This window comes from Klebsiella sp. GL120222-02 (assembly GCF_003097195.1).
GTDB classification, from domain to species: domain Bacteria; phylum Pseudomonadota; class Gammaproteobacteria; order Enterobacterales; family Enterobacteriaceae; genus Klebsiella; species Klebsiella variicola.
This window is the reverse complement of record NZ_QEQO01000002.1, coordinates 288,353-309,110: the sequence shown is the minus strand read 5'-3', so window position 1 is coordinate 309,110 and position 20,758 is coordinate 288,353. Positions and strand designations below refer to the sequence as shown.

Annotated in this window: 14 protein-coding genes and 1 pseudogene; 10 read left to right on the top strand and 5 right to left on the bottom strand. The window is 58.7% G+C overall.

The features are described from left to right. The first annotated feature begins 178 nt into the window (after positions 1-178). The 6 genes from moeA to N438_RS06745 all read left to right on the top strand — a co-directional run bounded on the left by moeA (position 179) and on the right by N438_RS06745 (position 8,062). Positions 179-1,414 (top strand): molybdopterin molybdotransferase MoeA, encoded by a 1,236-nt coding sequence (gene moeA, locus N438_RS06770; RefSeq protein WP_116696192.1) that lies wholly within the window; start codon positions 179-181, stop codon positions 1,412-1,414. Then, a complete protein-coding gene (moeB, locus tag N438_RS06765) occupies positions 1,414-2,169 on the top strand; it encodes a molybdopterin-synthase adenylyltransferase MoeB (RefSeq protein WP_116696191.1) in 756 nt (251 codons plus the stop codon). The genes moeA and moeB overlap by 1 nt, the downstream gene beginning before the upstream one ends. Positions 2,170-2,323: 154 nt before the next feature. Beyond that, positions 2,324-3,223, top strand: coding sequence for a glycyl-radical enzyme activating protein (locus N438_RS06760; protein WP_116696190.1), 900 nt, complete (start codon positions 2,324-2,326; stop codon positions 3,221-3,223). 4 nt (positions 3,224-3,227) lie between these two features. After that, complete coding sequence (locus N438_RS06755; RefSeq protein WP_012542364.1) at positions 3,228-5,660, top strand: formate C-acetyltransferase/glycerol dehydratase family glycyl radical enzyme; 2,433 nt, start codon at positions 3,228-3,230, stop codon at positions 5,658-5,660. A 180-nt stretch (positions 5,661-5,840) separates the two neighbouring features. Next, the gene (locus N438_RS06750; RefSeq protein WP_008805791.1) at positions 5,841-6,656 is read left to right on the top strand and encodes a Cof-type HAD-IIB family hydrolase; all 816 of its coding nucleotides are present in this window, start codon (positions 5,841-5,843) and stop codon (positions 6,654-6,656) included. Between the two features lie 140 nt (positions 6,657-6,796). Next, a complete protein-coding gene (locus tag N438_RS06745) occupies positions 6,797-8,062 on the top strand; it encodes a DUF1479 domain-containing protein (RefSeq protein WP_116696189.1) in 1,266 nt (421 codons plus the stop codon). Here the strand turns inward: N438_RS06745 and N438_RS06740 are convergent. Beyond that, positions 8,059-9,132, bottom strand: a complete 1,074-nt coding sequence (locus tag N438_RS06740; RefSeq protein ID WP_116696261.1) for a LacI family DNA-binding transcriptional regulator — start codon at positions 9,130-9,132, stop codon at positions 8,059-8,061. The two genes, N438_RS06745 and N438_RS06740, sit on opposite strands and share 4 nt — an antisense overlap. A gap of 299 nt (positions 9,133-9,431) precedes the next feature. Here N438_RS06740 and N438_RS06735 point away from each other — a divergent pair, with 299 nt between their 5' ends. Both N438_RS06735 and N438_RS06730 read left to right on the top strand, forming a co-directional pair. Then, on the top strand, positions 9,432-10,733 hold the full coding sequence (locus N438_RS06735; RefSeq protein WP_012968650.1) for an MFS transporter: 1,302 nt from the start codon (positions 9,432-9,434) through the stop codon (positions 10,731-10,733). 15 nt (positions 10,734-10,748) lie between these two features. Next, positions 10,749-13,112 carry a glycoside hydrolase family 31 protein gene (locus tag N438_RS06730; RefSeq protein ID WP_012968651.1) on the top strand — a complete coding sequence of 788 codons (2,364 nt, stop codon included), beginning with the start codon at positions 10,749-10,751 and terminating at the stop codon, positions 13,110-13,112. A 376-nt stretch (positions 13,113-13,488) separates the two neighbouring features. Here N438_RS06730 and N438_RS06720 read toward each other — a convergent pair whose 3' ends face one another. Beyond that, positions 13,489-15,081, bottom strand: coding sequence for an ABC-F family ATPase (locus N438_RS06720; protein ID WP_008805786.1), 1,593 nt, complete (start codon positions 15,079-15,081; stop codon positions 13,489-13,491). 48 nt (positions 15,082-15,129) lie between these two features. On the opposite strand from N438_RS06720, the pseudogene N438_RS06715 reads away from it, so the two are divergent. Then, a pseudogene (locus tag N438_RS06715) lies at positions 15,130-16,045 on the top strand (tyrosine-protein phosphatase). A 200-nt stretch (positions 16,046-16,245) separates the two neighbouring features. Continuing rightward, complete coding sequence (ldtB, locus tag N438_RS06710) at positions 16,246-17,160, top strand: L,D-transpeptidase (protein WP_008805784.1); 915 nt, start codon at positions 16,246-16,248, stop codon at positions 17,158-17,160. A 147-nt stretch (positions 17,161-17,307) separates the two neighbouring features. Here ldtB and N438_RS06705 read toward each other — a convergent pair whose 3' ends face one another. The 3 genes from N438_RS06705 to N438_RS06695 form a co-directional block, all read right to left on the bottom strand. Further along, a complete protein-coding gene (locus tag N438_RS06705; RefSeq protein ID WP_023322260.1) occupies positions 17,308-18,024 on the bottom strand; it encodes a GntR family transcriptional regulator in 717 nt (238 codons plus the stop codon). Between the two features lie 67 nt (positions 18,025-18,091). After that, entirely contained in the window at positions 18,092-19,468 is a 1,377-nt protein-coding gene (locus tag N438_RS06700) for a glycoside hydrolase family 1 protein (protein WP_012542372.1), read from the bottom strand. A 156-nt stretch (positions 19,469-19,624) separates the two neighbouring features. Beyond that, on the bottom strand, positions 19,625-20,665 hold the full coding sequence (locus N438_RS06695; protein WP_008805781.1) for an aldo/keto reductase: 1,041 nt from the start codon (positions 20,663-20,665) through the stop codon (positions 19,625-19,627). Between the last annotated feature and the right edge of the window lie 93 nt (positions 20,666-20,758).

The following is a 20,758-nucleotide window of genomic DNA, read 5'->3' as shown; positions in this document are numbered from 1 at the left end:
CGCCGGTCACGTCAGGAATAAGGGTATTGATATCATTATATTGCTGAATGTCTTATACAATTTTTGAATATAGAAAGAGCGGCGGGCGATGTAAAGCCTCGTACCCAGGTGGCATACAGCCCGCGCCGCTTTTCTGCCATAATAGGCGTTTTCGCTGTTTTGCCCGCAGGAGTGACCCATGGATTTTACCGCCGGACTGATGCCGCTCGACACAGCCCTCGCCCAGATGCTCGATCGTATTACGCCGCTGAACGCGACGGAAACTGTACCGCTGTTGCAGGCCTTCTCGCGTGTGACTGCCCATGACATCGTCTCCCCGCTGGATGTGCCCGGCTTTGATAACGCCGCGATGGATGGCTATGCCGTCCGGCTAAGCGACCTTCGCGACGGCGCGGCGCTGCCGGTCGCCGGTAAGGCCTTTGCCGGCCAACCGTTTCACGAGACCTGGCCCACCGGCACCTGTATCCGCATCATGACCGGCGCGCCGGTGCCTGCGGGCTGCGACGCGGTGGTCATGCAGGAAGAGACCGAACAGACCGACGCCGGCGTGCACTTTACCGCGCCGGTGAAAGCCGGGCAGCACATTCGCCGTCGCGGAGAAGATATCGCCCACGGCGCGGTGGTCTTCCCGGCGGGGACGCCCCTGACGGTGGCCGAGCTGCCGGTGCTGGCCTCGCTGGGCATTGCCGAGGTCGAGGTGGTGCGCAAGGTCCGCGTCGCGGTCTTCTCAACCGGCGATGAGCTGCAGCTGCCGGGTCAACCGCTCGGCGACGGCCAGATTTACGATACCAACCGCCTGGCGGTGCACCAGATGCTGCAGCAGCTGGGCTACGAGGTCATTAACCTCGGCATTATTCCTGACGACCCGGCGAAGCTGCGTGACGCGTTTATCGCCGCCGACCAGCAGGCCGACGTGGTCATCAGCTCCGGTGGCGTCTCGGTGGGCGAAGCCGACTACACCAAAACCATTCTTGAAGAGCTGGGGGAGATCGGCTTCTGGAAACTGGCGATCAAGCCGGGGAAACCCTTCGCCTTCGGCAAACTCAGTAGCAGCTGGTTCTGCGGCCTGCCGGGTAACCCGGTTTCCGCCACCGTCACCTTCTGTCAGTTGGTGCAGCCGCTGCTGGCGAAACTCTCGGGCAAGCACGGCCCGCTTCAGGCAACCCGCCTGCGGGTACGCGCCGCCACGCGACTGAAGAAGTCGCCGGGCCGTCTCGACTTCCAGCGCGGTATTCTGCAGCGCAACCCCGACGGCGAGCTGGTGGTGACCACCACCGGCCATCAGGGCTCGCACATTTTCAGCTCATTCAGCCTCGGTAACTGCTTTATCGTACTGGAGCGCGAACGCGGCCACGTCGAAGCGGGCGAATGGGTCGAAGTCGAGCCCTTTAATCATCTGTTTGGGGGGCTGTAATGGCCGTTGAGCTGAGCGACGAGGAGATGCTGCGCTATAACCGGCAGATCATCTTGCGCGGTTTTGATTTCGACGGTCAGGAGCGGCTAAAAGCCGCTCGCGTACTGGTGGTCGGCCTCGGCGGGCTCGGCTGCGCCGCCGCTCAATATCTGGCGGCGGCCGGCGTGGGTCAGCTCACCCTGCTCGATTTCGACACCGTCTCGCTGTCCAACCTCCAGCGCCAGACGCTGCACAGCGACGCGACCATCGGCCAACCGAAGGTGGATTCTGCCCGCGAGGCGCTGGCGCGCATTAACCCGCACGTCCGGCTGGTCCCGCTCAATGCCTTGCTGGATGAGACCGCGCTGGCGGGGCAGATTGCCGATCACGATCTGGTGCTGGACTGCACCGACAACGTCGCCATTCGTAACCAGCTCAACGCCGGCTGTTTCCAGCACACCACCCCGCTGGTCTCCGGGGCGGCGATCCGCATGGAGGGGCAAATCAGCGTCTTCACGTATCAGGATGGCGAACCCTGCTACCGCTGCCTGAGCCGTCTGTTCGGCGAAAATGCCCTCACCTGCGTCGAAGCCGGGGTAATGGCCCCGCTGGTGGGCACCATCGGTTCGCTGCAGGCGATGGAGGCCATTAAACTGCTGACCGGCTACGGCACCCCTGCCAGCGGAAAAATCGTGATGTACGACGCCATGACCTGCCAGTTTCGTGAAATGAAGCTGATGCGTCATCCGCAGTGCGAGGTATGCGGCTCGAACTAACCCCCACACCGGCGACGAGGGTCGTCGGTGGTTTTGTGACCTCTCTCGTTTTTTTATCCCCAGGAGCTTAGCCCCATCCCGCTTGTTGATTTGCGTCAATATAACCTTCATTCGAAAGTGTTTTTATATTCATACGCAAACAAGAGGATAAGCCATGATCTTCAACATCCAGCGCTACTCCACCCATGACGGCCCAGGGATCCGTACCGTCGTCTTCCTGAAAGGCTGCTCGCTGGGCTGCCGCTGGTGCCAGAACCCGGAAAGCCGCGCCCGCAGCGAAGATCTGCTGTATGACTCGCGGCTGTGCCTGGCCGGCTGCGATCTGTGCCAGCAGGCGGCGCTGGAGGTTATCACCCGTACCCTCGATGGTTTGATCATTGATCGGCAAAACGTTAACGACAAGCATATTACTGCGCTGCGTGACTGCTGCCCCACCACCGCGCTAACGGTCTGCGGCGAGGAGAAAAACGTCGAAGCGATCATGGCGACGGTGCTGCGTGATAAACCGTTCTACGATCGCAGCGGCGGCGGCATCACCCTTTCCGGCGGCGAACCCTTTATGAACCCGACGCTGGCGCAGGCGCTTTTCGAAGCCAGCCATCAGGCAGGTATTCACACCGCCGTGGAAACCTGCCTGCACGTGCCGTGGAAATACATTGAACCGGCTTTACCCTTTGTCGACCTGTTTCTCGCCGACCTGAAACACGTCGACGAGGCCGTTTTCCAGCAGTGGACCGACGGCAGCGCCCGCCGGGTGCTGGATAACCTGCAGCGACTGGCGCAGGCAGGGAAAAAAATGATTATTCGCGTGCCGCTGATCCAGGGATTCAACGCCAGTGAAGCCGACATTGCCGCGATCACCGATTTTGCCGCCGACCGCCTGCAGGTCAGCGAGATCCATTTCCTGCCGTACCACACGCTGGGAATGAACAAATACCAGTTACTCAGTCAGCCCTACACCGCACCGGACAAACCGCTGGATGCTCCTGAGCTGCTCGCCTTCGCGCAGGATTATGCGCGGAGCAAGGGGCTAACGGCGATCTTACGAGGATAACCTTATGACGACTCTCAAACTCAATACCCTCAGCGCCCGCATCCAGGCCCATAAAATGGCACTGGTGCATATTGTCAAACCGCCGGTCTGTACCGAACGCGCCCGCCACTACACCGAGATGTATCAGCAGCATCTTGATAAGCCAATCCCGGTGCGTCGCGCCCTGGCGCTGGCGCATCACCTTGCCGAGCGCACCATCTGGATCAAGCACGACGAACTGATCGTCGGCAACCAGGCCAGCGAAGTGCGCGCTGCGCCGATTTTCCCGGAATACACCGTCAGCTGGATTGAGAAAGAGATCGACGATCTTGCCGACCGCCCCGGCGCCGGCTTCTCGGTCAGCGAAGAGAACAAACGCGTGCTGCATGAAGTGTGCCCATGGTGGCGCGGGCAGACCGTACAGGACCGCTGCTACGGTATGTTTACCGATGAGCAGAAGGCGCTCCTCGCCACCGGTATTATCAAGGCGGAAGGCAACATGACTTCCGGTGACGCTCACCTGGCGGTCAACTACCCGCTGCTGCTGGAGAAAGGCCTCGACGGTATGCGCGCCAAGGTCGCCGAACGCCGGTCGCGCATTAACCTGACGGTACTGGAAGACCTGCACGGCGAGCAGTTCCTGAAAGCGATTGATATCGTTCTGGAAGCGGTCAGCGACCACAGCAAACGCTTCGCCGCGCTGGCGCGCGAGATGGCGACAGCAGAATCCCGCGAATCACGCCGCCACGAACTGCTGACGATAGCCGAAAACTGCGACATCATCGCCCATGAGCCGCCGAAAACCTTCTGGCAGGCGCTGCAGCTGTGCTACTTCATTCAGCTGATCCTGCAGATTGAATCCAATGGCCACTCGGTCTCCTTTGGCCGTATGGACCAGTACCTCTATCCGTACTACCGTCGCGACGTTGAACTGCAGCAGTCGCTGGATCGCGAACAGGCCATTGAGCTGCTGCACAGCTGCTGGCTGAAGCTGCTGGAGGTCAACAAAATTCGCTCCGGCTCGCACTCCAAGGCCTCTGCCGGCAGCCCGCTGTACCAGAACGTCACCATTGGCGGCCAGAACCTGGTCGACGGCCAGCCGCAGGACGCCGTCAACCCGCTGTCGTATGCCATCCTGGAATCCTGTGGTCGTCTGCGCTCTACCCAGCCGAACCTCAGCGTGCGTTACCATGCCGGGATGAGCAACGACTTCCTCGACGCCTGCGTCCAGGTGATCCGCTGCGGCTTCGGCATGCCGGCGTTTAATAACGACGAAATCGTCATCCCGGAATTTATCAAACTCGGCATCGAGCCGCAGGACGCCTACGATTACGCCGCCATCGGCTGCATCGAAACCGCGGTTGGCGGCAAATGGGGCTACCGCTGCACCGGCATGAGCTTTATCAACTTCGCGCGGGTGATGCTGGCGACGCTGGAAGGTGGCCGCGATGCCACCAGCGGTCAGGTATTCCTGCCCCAGGAGCATGCCCTGTCGAAAGGCAACTTCGCTAATTTCGACCAGGTGCTGGCAGACTGGGATAACCAGATCCGCTACTACACCCGTAAATCCATTGAGATTGAGTACGTGGTCGATACCATGCTGGAGGAAAACGTCCACGATATTCTCTGTTCGGCGCTGGTGGATGACTGTATCGAACGGGCGAAAAGCATCAAGCAAGGCGGCGCGAAATATGACTGGGTTTCCGGCCTGCAGGTGGGTATCGCCAACCTCGGCAACAGCCTGGCGGCGGTGAAAAAACTGGTCTTCGATCAGGGCGCCATCGGCCAGCAGGAACTGGCGAAGGCGCTGGCGGAAGATTTCGACGGTCTGACCCACGAGCAACTGCGCCAGCGGTTGATCAACGGCGCGCCGAAGTACGGTAACGATGATGACAGCGTCGACGAGTTGCTGGCGCGGGCCTACCAGACCTATATCGACGAGCTGAAGCAGTATCACAACCCGCGCTATGGCCGCGGCCCAATCGGCGGCAACTATTACGCCGGCACGTCGTCTATCTCCGCCAACGTTCCGTTCGGCGCCCAGACGATGGCGACACCGGATGGCCGTAAAGCGCACACCCCGCTGGCGGAAGGGGCCAGCCCGGCCTCCGGTACCGACCATCTGGGGCCGACAGCGGTCATCAGTTCGGTGGGCAAACTCCCCACCGGCGCGATCCTCGGCGGCGTGCTGCTTAACCAGAAGCTGAATCCGTCCACGCTGGAGAATGAGTCCGACAAGCAGAAGCTGATGGTGCTGCTGCGCACCTTCTTTGAAGTGCACAAAGGCTGGCATATCCAGTACAACATCGTGTCACGCGACACGCTGCTGGAGGCGAAGAAACACCCTGACCAGTACCGCGATTTAGTGGTCCGCGTCGCCGGATACTCGGCGTTCTTCACCGCCCTGTCGCCGGATACCCAGGACGATATCATCGCCCGAACCGAACATACGCTGTAACCCTTCGTGCCCGCTGGCGCTATGCTTAGCGGGCCTACCCTGTTCTGCAGGCCGGGTAAGGCAACGTTGCCACCCGGCATTTTCTGCGCTGAGTGAACTTTCATTCGAAATAAATTTGTGCTCCCCATCACATTGTAATTAGAATGTTACTGGTCGAAGTTAAGCCAGGAGCATCCCCTTATGACCGTTAAAGTTATCGTCACCGATATGGACGGAACTTTTCTCAATGACGCTAAAACCTACGATCGCTCACGGTTTCTGGCGCAATTCGCCCAGCTGCAGCAGCGCGGCATTGAATTTGTTGTCGCCAGCGGCAACCAGTACTATCAGTTGATCTCCTTCTTCCCGGAGATCCGCGAGCAGATTTCGTTCGTCGCCGAAAACGGCGCGCTGGTCTTTGAGCATGGCAAGCAGCTGTTCCACGGCGAACTGACCCGCCACGAATCACAGGTGGTGATTGGCGAATTGCTCAAAGATCCGCAGCTCAACTTTGTCGCCTGCGGCCTGCAGAGCGCGTATGTGAGCGATAAAGCTCCGGATGCCTTCGTCGACCTGATGTCAAAGCACTACCACCGTCTGCAGCGGGTAAGCGATTACCATCGCATCGACGACACGCTGTTCAAATTCTCCCTCAACCTGCCGGACAGCGAGATCCCACAGCTGATCGATAAACTGCACGTGTCGCTCGACGGGATCATGAAGCCGGTCACCAGCGGCTTTGGCTTTGTCGATTTGATTATCCCCGGCCTGCATAAAGCCAACGGCATCAGCCGCCTGCTCAAACGCTGGAACCTTTCGCCGCAGCAGTGCGTGGCCATCGGCGACAGCGGCAACGACGCCGAAATGCTGAAGCTGGTGAAATACGCTTTCGCCATGGGTAACGCCGCCGACACCATCAAGGCTATCGCCGGCTACGCCACTGACGATAATAACCATGACGGCGCGCTGAACGTCATTCAGGCCGTCCTCGATAATACCGCTCCCTTCAACGCGTGACCCTTCGCCGGGGCATCGCGCCCCGGTTTTTCCATTTTGTGCGCCGTAGCAAGATTTTAAACTTGCATTAACTCCATTTTAACTTAAATTAACGTTTGTAAGATTTAACACTTTCGAATGAAAGATACAGCGAGGTTATTATGGCTGCTCTCCCGACCCACGAAACATTACCTGCCGACCACAAAGCGGCAATTCGCCAGATGAAACAGGCCTTACGGGCACAAATTGGCGATGTCCAGGCAGTGTTCGATAAACTCTCGGCGCGTATCAGCGAGCGCCTGGACGAGATTAATGCCCTGAAAGCCACAGGCCAGGAGGTCTGGCCGACGATCCCGTTCAGCGATATCGCCGAAGGAAAAGTGAGCGATGAGCAGCGCGCGGCGATTAAGCGCCGGGGCTGCGCAGTGATCAAAGGACACTACCCGCGCGAACAGGCGCTGGCCTGGGACAACGCGATGCTGGAATACCTCGATCTGAACCATTTCGATGATGTTTACAAAGGACCTGGCGACAGCTTCTTCGGTTCGCTGGAGGCTTCGCGTCCGGAAATCTATCCGATCTACTGGTCCCCCTCGCAAATGCAGGCGCGACAGAGTGATGAAATGGCGGCGGTGCAATCCTTCCTCAATCGCCTGTGGCGCTTTGAACAGAATGGCAAGCGCTGGTTCGATCCGGATGTCAGCGTGATTTACCCTGACCGTATCCGCCGCCGCCCGCCGGGAACCACGTCAAAGGGGCTGGGGGCGCATACCGATTCTGGCGCGCTGGAGCGCTGGCTGCTTCCCGCCTATCAGCAGGTTTTCGCCAACGTCTTTAATGGCAATATCGACGCCTACGATCCGTGGGACGCCGCGCACCGTACCGAAGTGGAAGAGTACACCGTCGACAACACCACCAAATGCTCGGTGTTCCGCACCTTCCAGGGCTGGACCGCGCTGTCGGACATGATGCCGGGTCAGGGGCTGCTACACGTGGTGCCGATCCCGGAGGCGATGGCTTATGTGCTGCTGCGCCCCCTGCTCGACGATGTGCCGGAAGATGAGCTGTGCGGCGTCGCGCCGGGCAGAGTGCTGCCGATCTCTGAGCAATGGCACCCACTCTTAATTAAAGCGTTAAGCTCGATTCCGGCGCTGAACGCTGGCGATTCCGTCTGGTGGCACTGCGATGTTATTCACTCAGTGGCGCCGGTGGAAAATCAACAGGGCTGGGGCAACGTGATGTACATCCCGGCCGCGCCGATGTGCGAAAAGAACCTCGCCTACGCGCAGAAAGTGAAAATTGCTCTGGAAAAAGGGGCCTCGCCGGGGGATTTCCCGCGCGAGGACTATGAGGCCAGCTGGCAGGGGCGCTTCACCCTGGAAGATCTGAATATTCACGGGAAACGGGCGCTGGGTATCCCGGTTTAATCGTCATACAGCCCCTGCGGCTCCACGGCGGTATGGCCTTTGCCCGGCCGGATCCGCCGTACCGAATCACGTACCACCAGCGTGCCGTGCAACAGTAGCGAGCCGTGCGGCGCCTCCGGGCGCAGCTGGCGCTGCTGCAGGAGATGCACCGCCTCGCTGCCCAGCTCATCTCGCGGCACATGCACCGCGGTCAGCGGCACCTCCTGGATCGCCGCCAGATTAAACCCGTCGATACTCATTACCGAAACATCCTGCGGCACCCGCAGGCCTCGTTTTTGCAGGGCGCTGACGGTGCCGGCGGCCATAAAATCACCGCCCACCAGGAAGGCGGTGGGCATCGGGCGCCCCTGTAAAGCGTCAAGCCAGGCCCCTACCTGCTCTTCCGTCTCTCTGGCGCTAAAGTTGGCGACGCTGATGAGATCCCGGCTGGCGGTAAAGCGCAGATTGCGCGCGCGCCATGCTTCCTGGATCCCGCCCAGCCGCAGCTCCATGGTATAGCGGCGCAGGCACATCACGTTCATCACCGCCCGATGGCCCATATCAAACAGATAGCGGGCGGCGCACTGGCCAATCAGACGATGGTCGGGGGCAATGGACGGCAGCCGCATCCCTTCATCCCGACAGTTGATCAATACGCAGGGTTTGCCCACATCCGCCGCCAGGCCATGAATATGCGGATCGTCGATCCCCAGCAGCACCGCGGCCTGGGTCTCCGCTTCGTTCATGCGGGCAAGAAACAGATTGGCGTCGCTGTCGTTCTCGTCCAGTGCGCAGTAGCGCAGGCGCACTTCATGCGCCGCCAGCGCGTTATTGATGCTCTGGATCACCCGGTAGTAGAAGATATCCGATCGCTCATCGAAGGCGCGCTGCGGAGCAAACACCAGCAGATTATTGAGCAGCAGACGCCCGGCGGCCAGTCCCTGCATGACCCCCAGCTCGCGGGCGCACTCCAGCACCGCCCGGCGCGCCTTATCGCTGGTATTCGCCTTTCCGGCCAGGACGCGCGAAACGGTGCTGGCCGACAGCCCGGTGCGGGCGGCGATTTCGGCGACGCGCAGCTTTTTATCCATTTTGTGATCCAGCTCCGATTGGAAAATGAAAGAATTTTCATAATCGCCAAAGCGCTTCCTGTAAGCAAATGACAGAGCGAAATTTGAGATCTCGGTCATTTCATGAAAAAAGTTGCATAAATAGCACTTTGCCCGACGTTTTTTCTCCCTTAGCCTGAATTGGTCCAACATCTCCCATACTAGTTATACCAATGATGTTGAGATAAAAAATAGACTATTCAAATAGTTAAAAAAAACTATGTGACCACTCAGGGAAAGAGGCCGTCACTTTCCCCCTACAACGTCTTGTGGAGTGTGCTATGAGTCAAGGCCTCAACAATGATATCGCGGTCAGTAAAACGCGCCGGGTGGTAAAAAACCTGCGCTGGTGGGTGCTGGTCCTGTTTTTACTCGGCGTCACCGTCAACTACATCACACGTAACTCGCTGGGGATTATCGCCCCGGAACTGAAAGCGACGCTCGGTATTACCACCGAACAATATTCCTGGATCGTCGGCGCGTTTCAGCTGGCTTACACGATTTTCCAGCCGCTCTGTGGCTGGCTTATCGACGTCATCGGCCTGAAGCTCGGGTTTATGATCTGCGCTACCCTGTGGGCGCTGGCCTGTATCGCCCACGCCGGGGCTGGCAGCTGGCTGCACCTGGCTATGTTGCGCTTCTTTATGGGCGGCGCCGAGGCGGCCGCCACGCCGGCGAACGCCAAAACCATCGGCGAGTGGTTCCCGAAATCTGAACGGCCAATCGCCGCCGGCTGGGCTGGCGTCGGCTTCTCTATCGGCGCAATGCTGGCCCCGCCGATTATCTACTTCGCCCACGCCTCCTTCGGCTGGCAGGGGGCGTTTATGTTTACCGGCGCGCTGGCGCTGCTGTGGGTGGTGCTGTGGTGGGCTTTCTATCAGAACCCGGAAAAGCACCCGAACCTCAGCAAAAGCGAGCTGGAGTACATCAAGCAGGATAACGAAGCCCCGCCGGTGAAACAGCCCTTCTTTACCGCGCTCAAAACCGTCTCGAAGAATAAACGTTTCTACGGTATCGCCATCCCCGCCTTTATGGCCGAGCCTGCCTGGGCGGTACTGAGCTTCTGGGTGCCGCTGTACCTGGCGAAAGAGCACGGCATGGATCTGAAGCAGATCGCGATGTTCGCCTGGCTGCCGTTCCTCGCCGCCGATCTTGGCAGCGTGGTCAGCGGCTATCTCACCCGCCTGTACGTTCGCTGGTTCGGCTGCACGCGAGTCAACTCGGTTATCGCCAGCTCGGTAACCGGCGCGTTTCTGATGATCTCGCTGGCCCTGGTCGCCATTACTCGCGATCCCTATATCACCATCATCCTGATCTCCATTGGTGGTTTCGGCCATCAGATCATCTCCTGCATGCTCAGCGCGCTGGTGGTGGAGTCTTTCGACAAGGGACAAATGGCGACGGTCAACGGTATGCGCGGCTCCGCGGCGTGGATCGCCAGCTTCCTGTTCTCATTATTAATCGGGGTGACCGCCGACAAAATTGGCTTCAACCCGCTGTTTATCGCCATGGGGTTCTTTGACCTGATTGGCGCCGTTTTCCTGGTGGCATTTATTGCTGAACGTCGCGCCAAGCGCGCCTGAGAGTGGATGTAAAATATGAAGACGTTGAAACACTGGAGTTTGCACCAACAGCTGGAGCATCACGTTGAATTGACCGTTGATGGTCAGCACACTTTGTGTCTGTACGTGCTGGAAGAGAATTTATTCCGCGTCCTGCTGAAGCGCCAGGGCCAACTGGCGCTGGATCGCACCTGGAGTATCGCCCCGCAGCAGGATGTGCCGTGGGAAGGCCGCGCGCGGGATGACCTCAGCGGTTTTAGCCTCCCGGCCTGGCAGATGACCAAAGAAGATGACGCGCTGACCATCGCCACCCGCCAGCTGCGCGTCACCGTCCACCAGCCGCTTTGGCTGGAGTGGAGCTATCGCGACGACGCCGGCGAGTGGCAGACGCTCGCCAGTGACCGCCCCACCAGCGCCTATCTGGCAAACGCTCACGGCGACGGCGTCGCCCATTATCTGAGCCGCCGCAAAGATGAGCGTTTCTACGGGCTGGGTGAAAAAGCCGGCGACCTGCAGCGTAACGGCAAACGCTATGAAATGCGTAACCTCGATGCCATGGGCTACAACGCCGTCAGCACCGACCCGCTGTATAAACATATTCCGTTTACCATCACCCAGCGCAGCGATATCAGCTACGGCCTGTTCTATGACAACCTGAGCAGCTGCTGGCTGGATCTGGGCAATGAAATCGACAACTACCACACCGCCTATCGCCGCTGGCAGGCGGAGGCCGGCGATATCGATTATTACCTGTTTACCGGTAAACAGGTGCTGGATGTGACCAAAGCCTTCGTCCGCCTGACCGGTAAAACCCTGTTCGGGCCAAAATGGAGCCTCGGCTACAGCGGCTCCACCATGCACTACACCGACGCGCCGGATGCGCAAAATCAGCTGATGAACTTCATCCGCCTGTGCGAGCAGCACGCGATCCCTTGCGACTCGTTCCAGCTCTCTTCCGGCTATACCTCGATCAACGGCAAGCGCTACGTCTTTAACTGGAACTACGACAAGGTGCCGCAGCCAAAAGTGATGAGCCAGTCGTTCCATGATGCCGGGCTGAAGCTGGCCGCCAATATCAAACCCTGCCTGCTGCAGGATCATCCGCGCTATGGCGAAGTGGCGGAGCGCGGTCTTTTTATTCGCGATTCGCAAACCGACGCGCCGGAGCGCTCCAGCTTCTGGGACGATGAAGGGTCGCATCTCGACTTCACCAACCCGCACACCGTGGCCTGGTGGCAGGAAGGCGTGACCACCCAGCTACTGGAGATGGGTATCGATTCGACCTGGAACGATAATAACGAGTATGAGGTGTGGGACGGCGAGGCGCGCTGCTACGGCTTTGGCCGTGAAATCGCCATTAAACATATTCGCCCGGTGATGCCGTTGCTGATGATGCGCGCCTCCATGGAAGCCCAGCAGCGCTTTGCGCCGCAAAAGCGCCCGTATCTGATCTCCCGCTCCGGCTGCGCCGGGATGCAGCGCTACGTCCAGACCTGGAGCGGCGACAACCGCACCAACTGGGATACGCTGCGCTATAACATCCGCATGGGGCTGGGCATGAGCCTTTCCGGGCTGTTTAACGTCGGCCACGACGTCGGCGGTTTCTCCGGCGATAAACCCGAGCCGGAGCTGTTCGTGCGCTGGGTACAAAACGGCGTGATGCATCCGCGCTTTACCATTCACTCGTGGAATGACGACCAGACGGTCAATGAAGCCTGGATGTACCCGGAAATCACCCCGGCGATCCGCTCAGCCATCGAGCTGCGCTACCGTCTGCTGCCCTATTTGTACACCCTGTTATGGCAGGCGCATGCCGATGACGAACCGATGCTGCGCCCGACCTTCCTCGATCACCAGCACGATACCCAGACCTTCGCCGAGTGCGATGACTTCCTGCTGGGTCGCGATCTGCTGGTGGCCAGCGTGGTCGAGCCCGGCGCCCGTCAACGCCAGCTGTGGCTGCCCGATAATCAGGACGGCTGGTACGATTTTTACAGCCACCAGTGGTTCGCCGGCGGCCAGTGGGTGACGCTGGACGCGCCGCTGGAAAAACTGCCGCTGCTGGTCCGCGCCGGCGCCGGTCTGCCGCTTAGTGAACGTATCAGCCACGTCGATGCGCAAAAAGACGATCGTCGCGAACTGCAGTTGTTCCCGCTGAAAGGTACCGGCTCAACCCGCGGTCTGCTGTTTGAAGACGACGGCGAAAGCTGGGGCTATAAAGAAGGTGATGCGCTATGGCTGGAGTGGGAAATGATCTGCAGCGCCAACAGCATAAACCTGAATATCAACGCTCGCGGCAGCTACCGTCCGGCGTGGAAAGCGCTGAAGCTGTCATTACCGGCGGGAGAAAAGCGCAAGCTGCTGGTGAATGGCGTTGAAGGGACCGAGTGGAGGCGCTAAGCGATATGCCAGGCGGCGGCTTACGCCTTGCCCGGCCTGGATTTTATGATGTTCCCGGATTGCGCTACGCTAATCCGGGCTACAAACGGGTGGCCTCAAAATCCCCGGTGGCGCTACCGCTTACCGGGGCTACAGCACTGTGCGGTTTGGTAGCCCGGGTAACGGACAGTTTCAGTAACCATGGGTACAAGATAGCGCTCTTAAGCTCACAATGGCACGGACCGTAGGCCGGATAAGGCGCAGCCGCCATCCGGCGCGAAAGTGGCTCTTTACCCGCAGTTATTGCCCGGCGGCGCTACGCTTGCGCGGGCCTACAGATCACATGCCAGGCGTAGCCCGGGTAAGGCGTAGCCGCTACCCGGGTAACGGACAGGGATTACTCGATACCTTTGCTGCGCAGGTAGTCTTCGTAGTTACCGCTGAAATCGATCACGCGTTCTGGGGTGATCTCCAGGACGCGGGTCGCCAGCGAGCTGACGAACTCGCGGTCGTGAGAAACGAAGATCAGGGTGCCCTGATACATCTCCAGCGCCATGTTCAGCGATTCGATCGATTCCATATCCAGGTGGTTGGTCGGTTCGTCCATGATCAGGATGTTTGGCTTCTGCATCATCAGCTTACCGAACAGCATGCGCCCTTTCTCACCACCAGAAAGGACTTTCGCCGGCTTTTTGATATCGTCCTGGCTAAACAACAGACGGCCGAGGATACTGCGTACCGCCTGCTCGTCGTCGCTTTCCTGCTTCCACTGGCTCATCCACTCGAAGACCGTCAGGTCGTTTTCGAACTCGTACTCATGATCCTGCGCGTAGTAACCAATTTGCGCGTTTTCAGACCATTTCACGGTGCCGTTGTCCGGCTGCAGTTCGCCTACCAGAGTTTTCAGCATGGTGGATTTACCCACGCCATTGGCGCCCAGAATGGCAATCTTCTCGCCCACTTCCAGCAACAGGTTGACCTTTTTGAACAGCGGACCTTCATCAAAGCCTTTGGTAAGGGCTTCCACTTCCAGCGCGTTACGGAACAGTTTCTTGTCCTGTTCGAAGCGGATAAACGGGTTCTGACGGCTGGAGGCTTTAACCTCTTCCAGCTTGATTTTGTCAATCTGGCGCGCGCGCGAGGTGGCCTGACGTGATTTAGAAGCGTTGGCGCTAAAGCGGCTAACGAAGGACTGCAGGTCCGCAATCTGCGCTTTTTTCTTGGCGTTGTCCGCCAGCAGACGCTCACGCGCCTGGGTGGCCGCGGTCATGTATTCGTCGTAGTTGCCCGGATAGACGCGCAGCTCGCCGTAGTCGAGGTCCGCCATGTGGGTGCAGACCATGTTCAGGAAGTGACGGTCGTGCGAGATGATGATCATGGTGCTGTCGCGATCGTTCAGCGTCTGCTCCAGCCAGCGGATGGTGTCGATGTCCAGGTTGTTCGTCGGTTCGTCGAGCAGCAGGATATCCGGATTGGAGAACAGCGCCTGCGCCAGCAGGACGCGCAGTTTCCAGCCCGGCGCGACTTCGCTCATCGGGCCGTAATGCTGTTCAACCGGAATGCCGACGCCGAGCAGCAGTTCGCCGGCGCGCGCTTCGGCGGAGTAGCCGTCCATCTCGCCGTATTTCACTTCCAGGTCGGCCACTTTATAGCCGTCTTCCTCGCTCATTTCGGGCAGCGCGTAGATACGATCGCGCTCTTGCTTCACTTCCCACAGCTCGCCGTGGCCCATGATAACCGTATCCAGCACGGTGAATGCTTCGAAGGCGAACTGATCCTGGCGCAGCTTACCGATACGCTCGTTCGGGTCGAGAGAAACGTTGCCCAGCGTCGGCTCGAGATCGCCGCCGAGGATCTTCATAAAGGTCGATTTACCGCTGCCGTTGGCGCCGATCAGACCATAACGGTTGCCGCCGCCAAATTTAACGGAGATATTTTCGAACAGCGGCTTACTGCCAAACTGCATGGTAACGTTGCTGGATACTAGCACGGGGATATCCTGAAAAAAGAGAATGAGGGGTGTGACACAACAGACATTATGCCAGCAAATGACACACTTTTCACGGCCTGCGGTAAATTCCGCCGCGGCGCTTGTGCTAAGGTCTTTGTCAGATGAGCCGCAGACCAGGGCTCAAACGGTTATTCTGTACGTCATTATGAGGAACCCCATGACCACCAGCCTACCGCGACACCCGGCTTTTTTATCCCTGCAGGGCGGTATCAATTTTCGCGACCTCGGCGGCCAGCGCGCCGCCGACGGACGCACGGTACGCAGCGGCAAGCTGCTACGCTCCGGTGCGCTAAATCGGTTGACGGCGGACGATCTCAACCATCTGGCGACGCTGCCGCTCAGTCGGGTGCTCGACTATCGCGACCCCGGCGAAGTGCAGCGCACCCCTGACAAGCTTAGCCCGCTCACTCACTATTTAAACGCGCCCGCTAATCCGCCGCTCGGCGATGTGAATGCGAAAGTCACCGAGCTGAATGCTGCCACCCTTAACGCGCTGAACGGGGAGCAGTTTATGCTGCAACTGTATCGCCAGTTGCCCTTTAATAACCCGGCCTATCGCCAGCTCGCCGCCTGGCTGACCACGCCTTTTGAAGGCGCTTTACTGCAACACTGCGCCGTCGGCAAAGATCGCACCGGCGTCGGCTGCGCGTTAACCCTGTTTGCCGTCGGATGCGACAGCGAGACGGTCATGGAGGAGTATCTGCTCACCCACGGCATGCTGACACAAGTGGAAGCCTGGATGCTGGAGATGCTGGGCAACGACCTGACGCCCCAGGGACGCCAGAGTCTGGCGGATATCCTGACGGTGAAAGAGTCCTATCTCGCCGCCGCGCTGTCAGCCATCCACCAGCGCTATGGCACGGTCGACGCCTGGCTGGCAGAAGAGTACCAGCTCACCGCCCCGGCACGCGCTTCGCTACAGGACCGGTTACTGGAAGGATAACCTCCCTGTCACCCGCGTGAGAGGCGGCGATTGCATCATCCGCCAGCCCCGTCAGCCGAGGCGACAGGGAAAAAAATGTGATTTCGTACACATCTGATTTACCTGTTTAGCGGAATGCACATATAATGCGCTCCCATCTACTGTCTCAATCATTAACAAAGGCCTGTGTGGCGTTGATTTCGCACACGACATTAAAGACTATGAAATTATCTACACTCTTAGCGGCAGCCTTCGCCCTCGTAGGCTTTTGCAATACAGCGTCTGCTGTCACCTATCCTTTGCCGACCGACGGCAGCCGTTTGGTTGGTCAGAATCAGGTCATCACCATTCCGGATGATAACAAGCAGCCGCTGGAATACTTTGCGGCGAAATATCAGATGGGGCTGTCCAACATGCTGGAAGCCAACCCGGGGGTGGACACCTATCTGCCAAAAGGCGGTAGCGTCCTGAACATCCCGCAGCAGCTGATCCTGCCGGACACCGTCCACGAAGGCATCGTCATCAACAGCGCCGAGATGCGTCTGTATTACTATCCGAAAGGCACTAACACCGTGATCGTCCTGCCGATCGGTATCGGCCAGTTAGGTAAAGATACGCCGATTAACTGGACCACCAAAGTCGAACGCAAGAAGGCCGGCCCGACCTGGACGCCGACCGCCAAGATGCACGCTGAATACGCCGCTGCCGGCAACCCGCTGCCAGCCGTCGTACCGGCCGGTCCGGATAACCCGATGGGTCTGTACGCGCTGTATATCGGCCGTCTGTACGCCATCCACGGCACCAACGCTAACTTTGGTATTGGCCTGCGCGTGAGCCACGGCTGCGTGCGTCTGCGCAACGATGACATCAAATTCCTGTTTGAGAATGTGCCGGTCGGCACCCGCGTGCAGTTTATCGATGAGCCGGTAAAAGCGACCACCGAGCCGGACGGCAGCCGTTACATTGAGGTTCACAACCCGCTGTCGACCACCGAAGCGCAGTTCCAGGGCGGCGAAATCGTGCCGATCACCCTGACTCAGCCGGTACAGGCGATCACCAGCCAGTCTGATGTCGATCAGAACGTGGTTGAGCAGGCTATCCAGAACCGCTCCGGTATGCCGGTGCGTCTGAACTAAGTTCTGCATGACAAGAAAAACGGCGGGCCTGATGCCCGCCGTTTTTTTATCTGCATTTCCCCGGGCTGCGGCTGACGCCTTGCCTGGGTTACCAAACCTGACAACACCCTGGGCCTGCTAAGCGCTGCGCAAACAGGGGTCCCCGGTCTAACCGTTATTCACCAGAATAATCCCGCCGTGATCGTAGCGATAGTGACAGTGGGCATACTCCAGCGGCGTACCGTCTTCGAGGTAGATCACCTGTTCAACCTCCAGCACCGGGTCGGAGAGGTCGCAGTGAAGATGTAATTTATCCAGTTCATCCGGCTTCATCGCCCGCACCACGCGGTAAGATCCCATCAGCTTCAGCCCCAGCGTCTCCTGGATATAGCGAAACACCGAGCTTTCCAGATGGCTTTTATTGAGCCCCGGCACTAGCCCCACCGGCATGACCGTCAGATCCAGCGACACCGGTTCCCCGTTGAGCAACCGCAGGCGAACGAAGTCATACACCGGCGCATCGGCGTCAATCAGCAGCGAACTCTGCTCTTTGTCGCTGGGAAAACGCACCTCAAAGCGCACCACTTCGCTTTGTACCTCGCCAAGATGCTCCCAGGTTTTGGTGGCGCCAAAATAGTCGCTGCCGGGCAACTCCCACTGCGACAGCTGGAGAAAATTTTTCCGCACAAAGGTACCCAGTCCTTTGCGGGTATAGATAAGCCCTTCGACGATTAACTGACGCATCGCCTGCTGGATCGTCATCCGGCTGGTGTTGAACTCCGCCGCCAGCGCAAACTGGTCGGGTAGCGGCGCGCTGGCAGGATACTGCTGGCTGATGATGCGTTTTTTTATTTCCCGCGCGATTTGCAGATACTTCGCCGTCATTCCCGGTCCTTTTACATTCTGTGTGTGGCTGGCGGACAGCATACTTGACCTGACCGCCAGGACACTGTTACATCGCTTCGCCGTTGCTGTGGATCACCTGCTTTAGCCACGCATAGCTCTTCTTCGGCACCCGCCGCAGATCCTTGAGGTCATGGTTCTCACGATTGACGTACACCACGCCGTAGCGCTTACGCATATCGCCCTGAGAGCTGAGGATATCGATTAATCCCCAGCCGAGATAGCCAATCACCTGCGCGCCGTCCTCAAATATCGCCGCTTTCATGGCGTTAATATGGTCGCGATGGTAGGCGATGCGGTAATCATCGGCAATGGGATGTTCGCCATCCCAGGATTCGATCACCCCGATGCCATTTTCAATCGGGAACACCGGTAGCCGCCAATCATTGTAATAGCGGGTGATGATCATGCGAAATCCCAGCGGATCGATCTGCCAGTTCCATTCCGTCGCTTTCAGGTACGGGTTATCCTGATTACCGAATAGCATGTAATTGTTGACCGCCGTTCCCGGCGGGATCGCGTCGCTATTGAGCGCACGGCTGGCGTAATAGCTGAACGCCAGATAATCGACCTTCACCGTCGCCATCAGCGCGATATCTTCAGGGCGATAAATATCGTCAAAGCCTTGGCGAGCGACAAAATGCATCACTTCCGGGCTATAACCCTCGCCGGCGTAGGCGCGCAGCAGGTTCTGGTTTAAAAACTCGTCCAGTTGCTGGGCGCAGAGAATATCGCGTGGTTTGCAGGTAGCCGGATAGACCAGCGCATGGGCCAGCATTCCGCCCATCAGGCACTGCGGCTTCGTCTGATGCAGATAGTGGGTCAGATGGACATGCGCCATCATCACGTGGTGCTGGATCTGGTAGAGTTCGCGCAGCGTTTTATCGCCACGCAAATAGCCGGTGATCAGGAAGGCTTCCGGCGAATGGTAGAGGTTCTGTTCATTGAAGGTCAGCCAGTACTTCACCTTATCGCCGTAACAGTCGATCATCTTCTGGCCATAGCGGATAAAGGCGTCCATGACCCGGCGGTCGGTAAAACCGTTGTAACGCTCCGCCAGCGACAGCGGCATATCAAAGTGATACAGGCAGATCATCGGTTCAATACCGCGGGCAATGAGTTCATCGATAAACTGATGGTAGAACGCGATCCCCTCTTCATTGAATTCGCCGTCCCCTTCCGGGCACACCCGGCTCCAGGCGATCTGGAAGCGGTAGCAGTTCATGCCCAGATCCTGCATCAGATCGAAATCTTCGCGAAAGCGATGATAGGAGTCGGTCGCGACCTTCCAGTCCGAGGCGAATTCCGCCGGTTGACGAATATCGTACACCGACATCCCCTTGCCCCCCTCGTTCCACGCCCCCTCCGTCTGCATGCTGGAGACGGAATTACCCCATAAAAAATCTGCCGGTAGTGTGTTCTTCATGCTGCGCCTCGGTATATGACTAGTCATTTAACTATAATGACTAGTCATATACAAAAGATCCGCCACCGAAGCAAAAGTCGGATCGTTTTCTGTGAGCCAGGCAAACAAAAAAGATCGCCGCAAGCGGCGATCTTTATAGGCACGGAAAAAACGGCGTTACTGCGCGTCAAGCTGATGACGACGATATTCCCCCTGGCGCTCCAGCATCCAGCCCGGATATTCGCGCGGCAGGGCGCTGACCGCGTCAAGCTGGCGCAACTCATCATCGCTCAGGCGGATAGCGGTCGCAGCGATGTTATCCTGCAACTGCTCGGCCCGTTTGGCGCCAATAATGACGCTGGTCACCGCCGGCTGATGCAGCAGCCACGCCAGGGCAATCTGCGCCACCGATACCCCTTTTGCTTCAGCTATCACCCGCATGACGTCGATGCAATCAAATGCGCGCGCTTTATCCACGGGCGGAAAGTCGAACGCCAGGCGACGACCACCCGCTTCCGCCTCGCCGTCGCGGCGGTATTTCCCGCTCAGCAGGCCGCCCGCCAGCGGACTCCAGACCATCAGGCCGAGTCCTTCGCTTTGCAGCATCGGCACCAGCTCACGTTCCAGGTCACGCCCGGCAATCGTGTAGTAGGCCTGCAGAGAAGCAAAGCGCGAGAGTCCAAGGCGTTCCGCGATGCCCAGCGCTTTGGCGATTTGCCAGGCCGCCCAGTTTGAAACACCGATGTAGCGCACATGCCCCTGCTGTACCAGGGTATCCAGGGCCGATAGCGTCTCTTCGATCGGCGTCGCCGGATCGAAGCCATGCAATTGATAGAGATCGATATGATCGAGCTGCAGGCGGCGCAGGCTCTCCTTCACGCTGCCCATGATGTGGTACCGTGAGCTGCCGCGCGAGTTCACGCCGGCGGTGCCGGTTTCGCCAAACACTTTGGTCGCCACCACCACGTTTTCACGCGGGATTTTCAGGTTTTTCAGCGCCTGACCGGTAATCTCTTCAGAGCGCCCTTCCGAGTAGACGTTGGCGGTATCGATAAAGTTGATCCCGGCGTCCAGCGCGCTGCCGACCAGCTGTTCGGCTTCAGCCTGGCGCAGCTGGCCGATTTTGCCCCACATCCCTTCTTCGCCGCCGAAGGTCATGGTGCCCAGGCACAGCTCAGAGACAAACAGACCGGTATTGCCCAGTTTTTGATATCGCATAGCACTCTCCTCAACAGGATGGTTAACGTCAGCGGTATAGTTATACCGCTGTGTCGAGGCGTGCGAATGGGGTGTTTCTGTCAGTTTCTTGCC

Coding starts and splice junctions, on each gene's coding strand:
- moeA (WP_116696192.1), top strand. CDS start 179: ATGGATTTTACCGCCGGACTGATGCCGCTCGACACAGCCCTCGCCCAG.
- moeB (WP_116696191.1), top strand. CDS start 1,414: ATGGCCGTTGAGCTGAGCGACGAGGAGATGCTGCGCTATAACCGGCAG.
- N438_RS06760 (WP_116696190.1), top strand. CDS start 2,324: ATGATCTTCAACATCCAGCGCTACTCCACCCATGACGGCCCAGGGATC.
- N438_RS06755 (WP_012542364.1), top strand. CDS start 3,228: ATGACGACTCTCAAACTCAATACCCTCAGCGCCCGCATCCAGGCCCAT.
- N438_RS06750 (WP_008805791.1), top strand. CDS start 5,841: ATGACCGTTAAAGTTATCGTCACCGATATGGACGGAACTTTTCTCAAT.
- N438_RS06745 (WP_116696189.1), top strand. CDS start 6,797: ATGGCTGCTCTCCCGACCCACGAAACATTACCTGCCGACCACAAAGCG.
- N438_RS06740 (WP_116696261.1), bottom strand. CDS start 9,132: ATGGATAAAAAGCTGCGCGTCGCCGAAATCGCCGCCCGCACCGGGCTG.
- N438_RS06735 (WP_012968650.1), top strand. CDS start 9,432: ATGAGTCAAGGCCTCAACAATGATATCGCGGTCAGTAAAACGCGCCGG.
- N438_RS06730 (WP_012968651.1), top strand. CDS start 10,749: ATGAAGACGTTGAAACACTGGAGTTTGCACCAACAGCTGGAGCATCAC.
- ldtB (WP_008805784.1), top strand. CDS start 16,246: ATGAAATTATCTACACTCTTAGCGGCAGCCTTCGCCCTCGTAGGCTTT.
- N438_RS06705 (WP_023322260.1), bottom strand. CDS start 18,024: ATGACGGCGAAGTATCTGCAAATCGCGCGGGAAATAAAAAAACGCATC.
- N438_RS06700 (WP_012542372.1), bottom strand. CDS start 19,468: ATGAAGAACACACTACCGGCAGATTTTTTATGGGGTAATTCCGTCTCC.
- N438_RS06695 (WP_008805781.1), bottom strand. CDS start 20,665: ATGCGATATCAAAAACTGGGCAATACCGGTCTGTTTGTCTCTGAGCTG.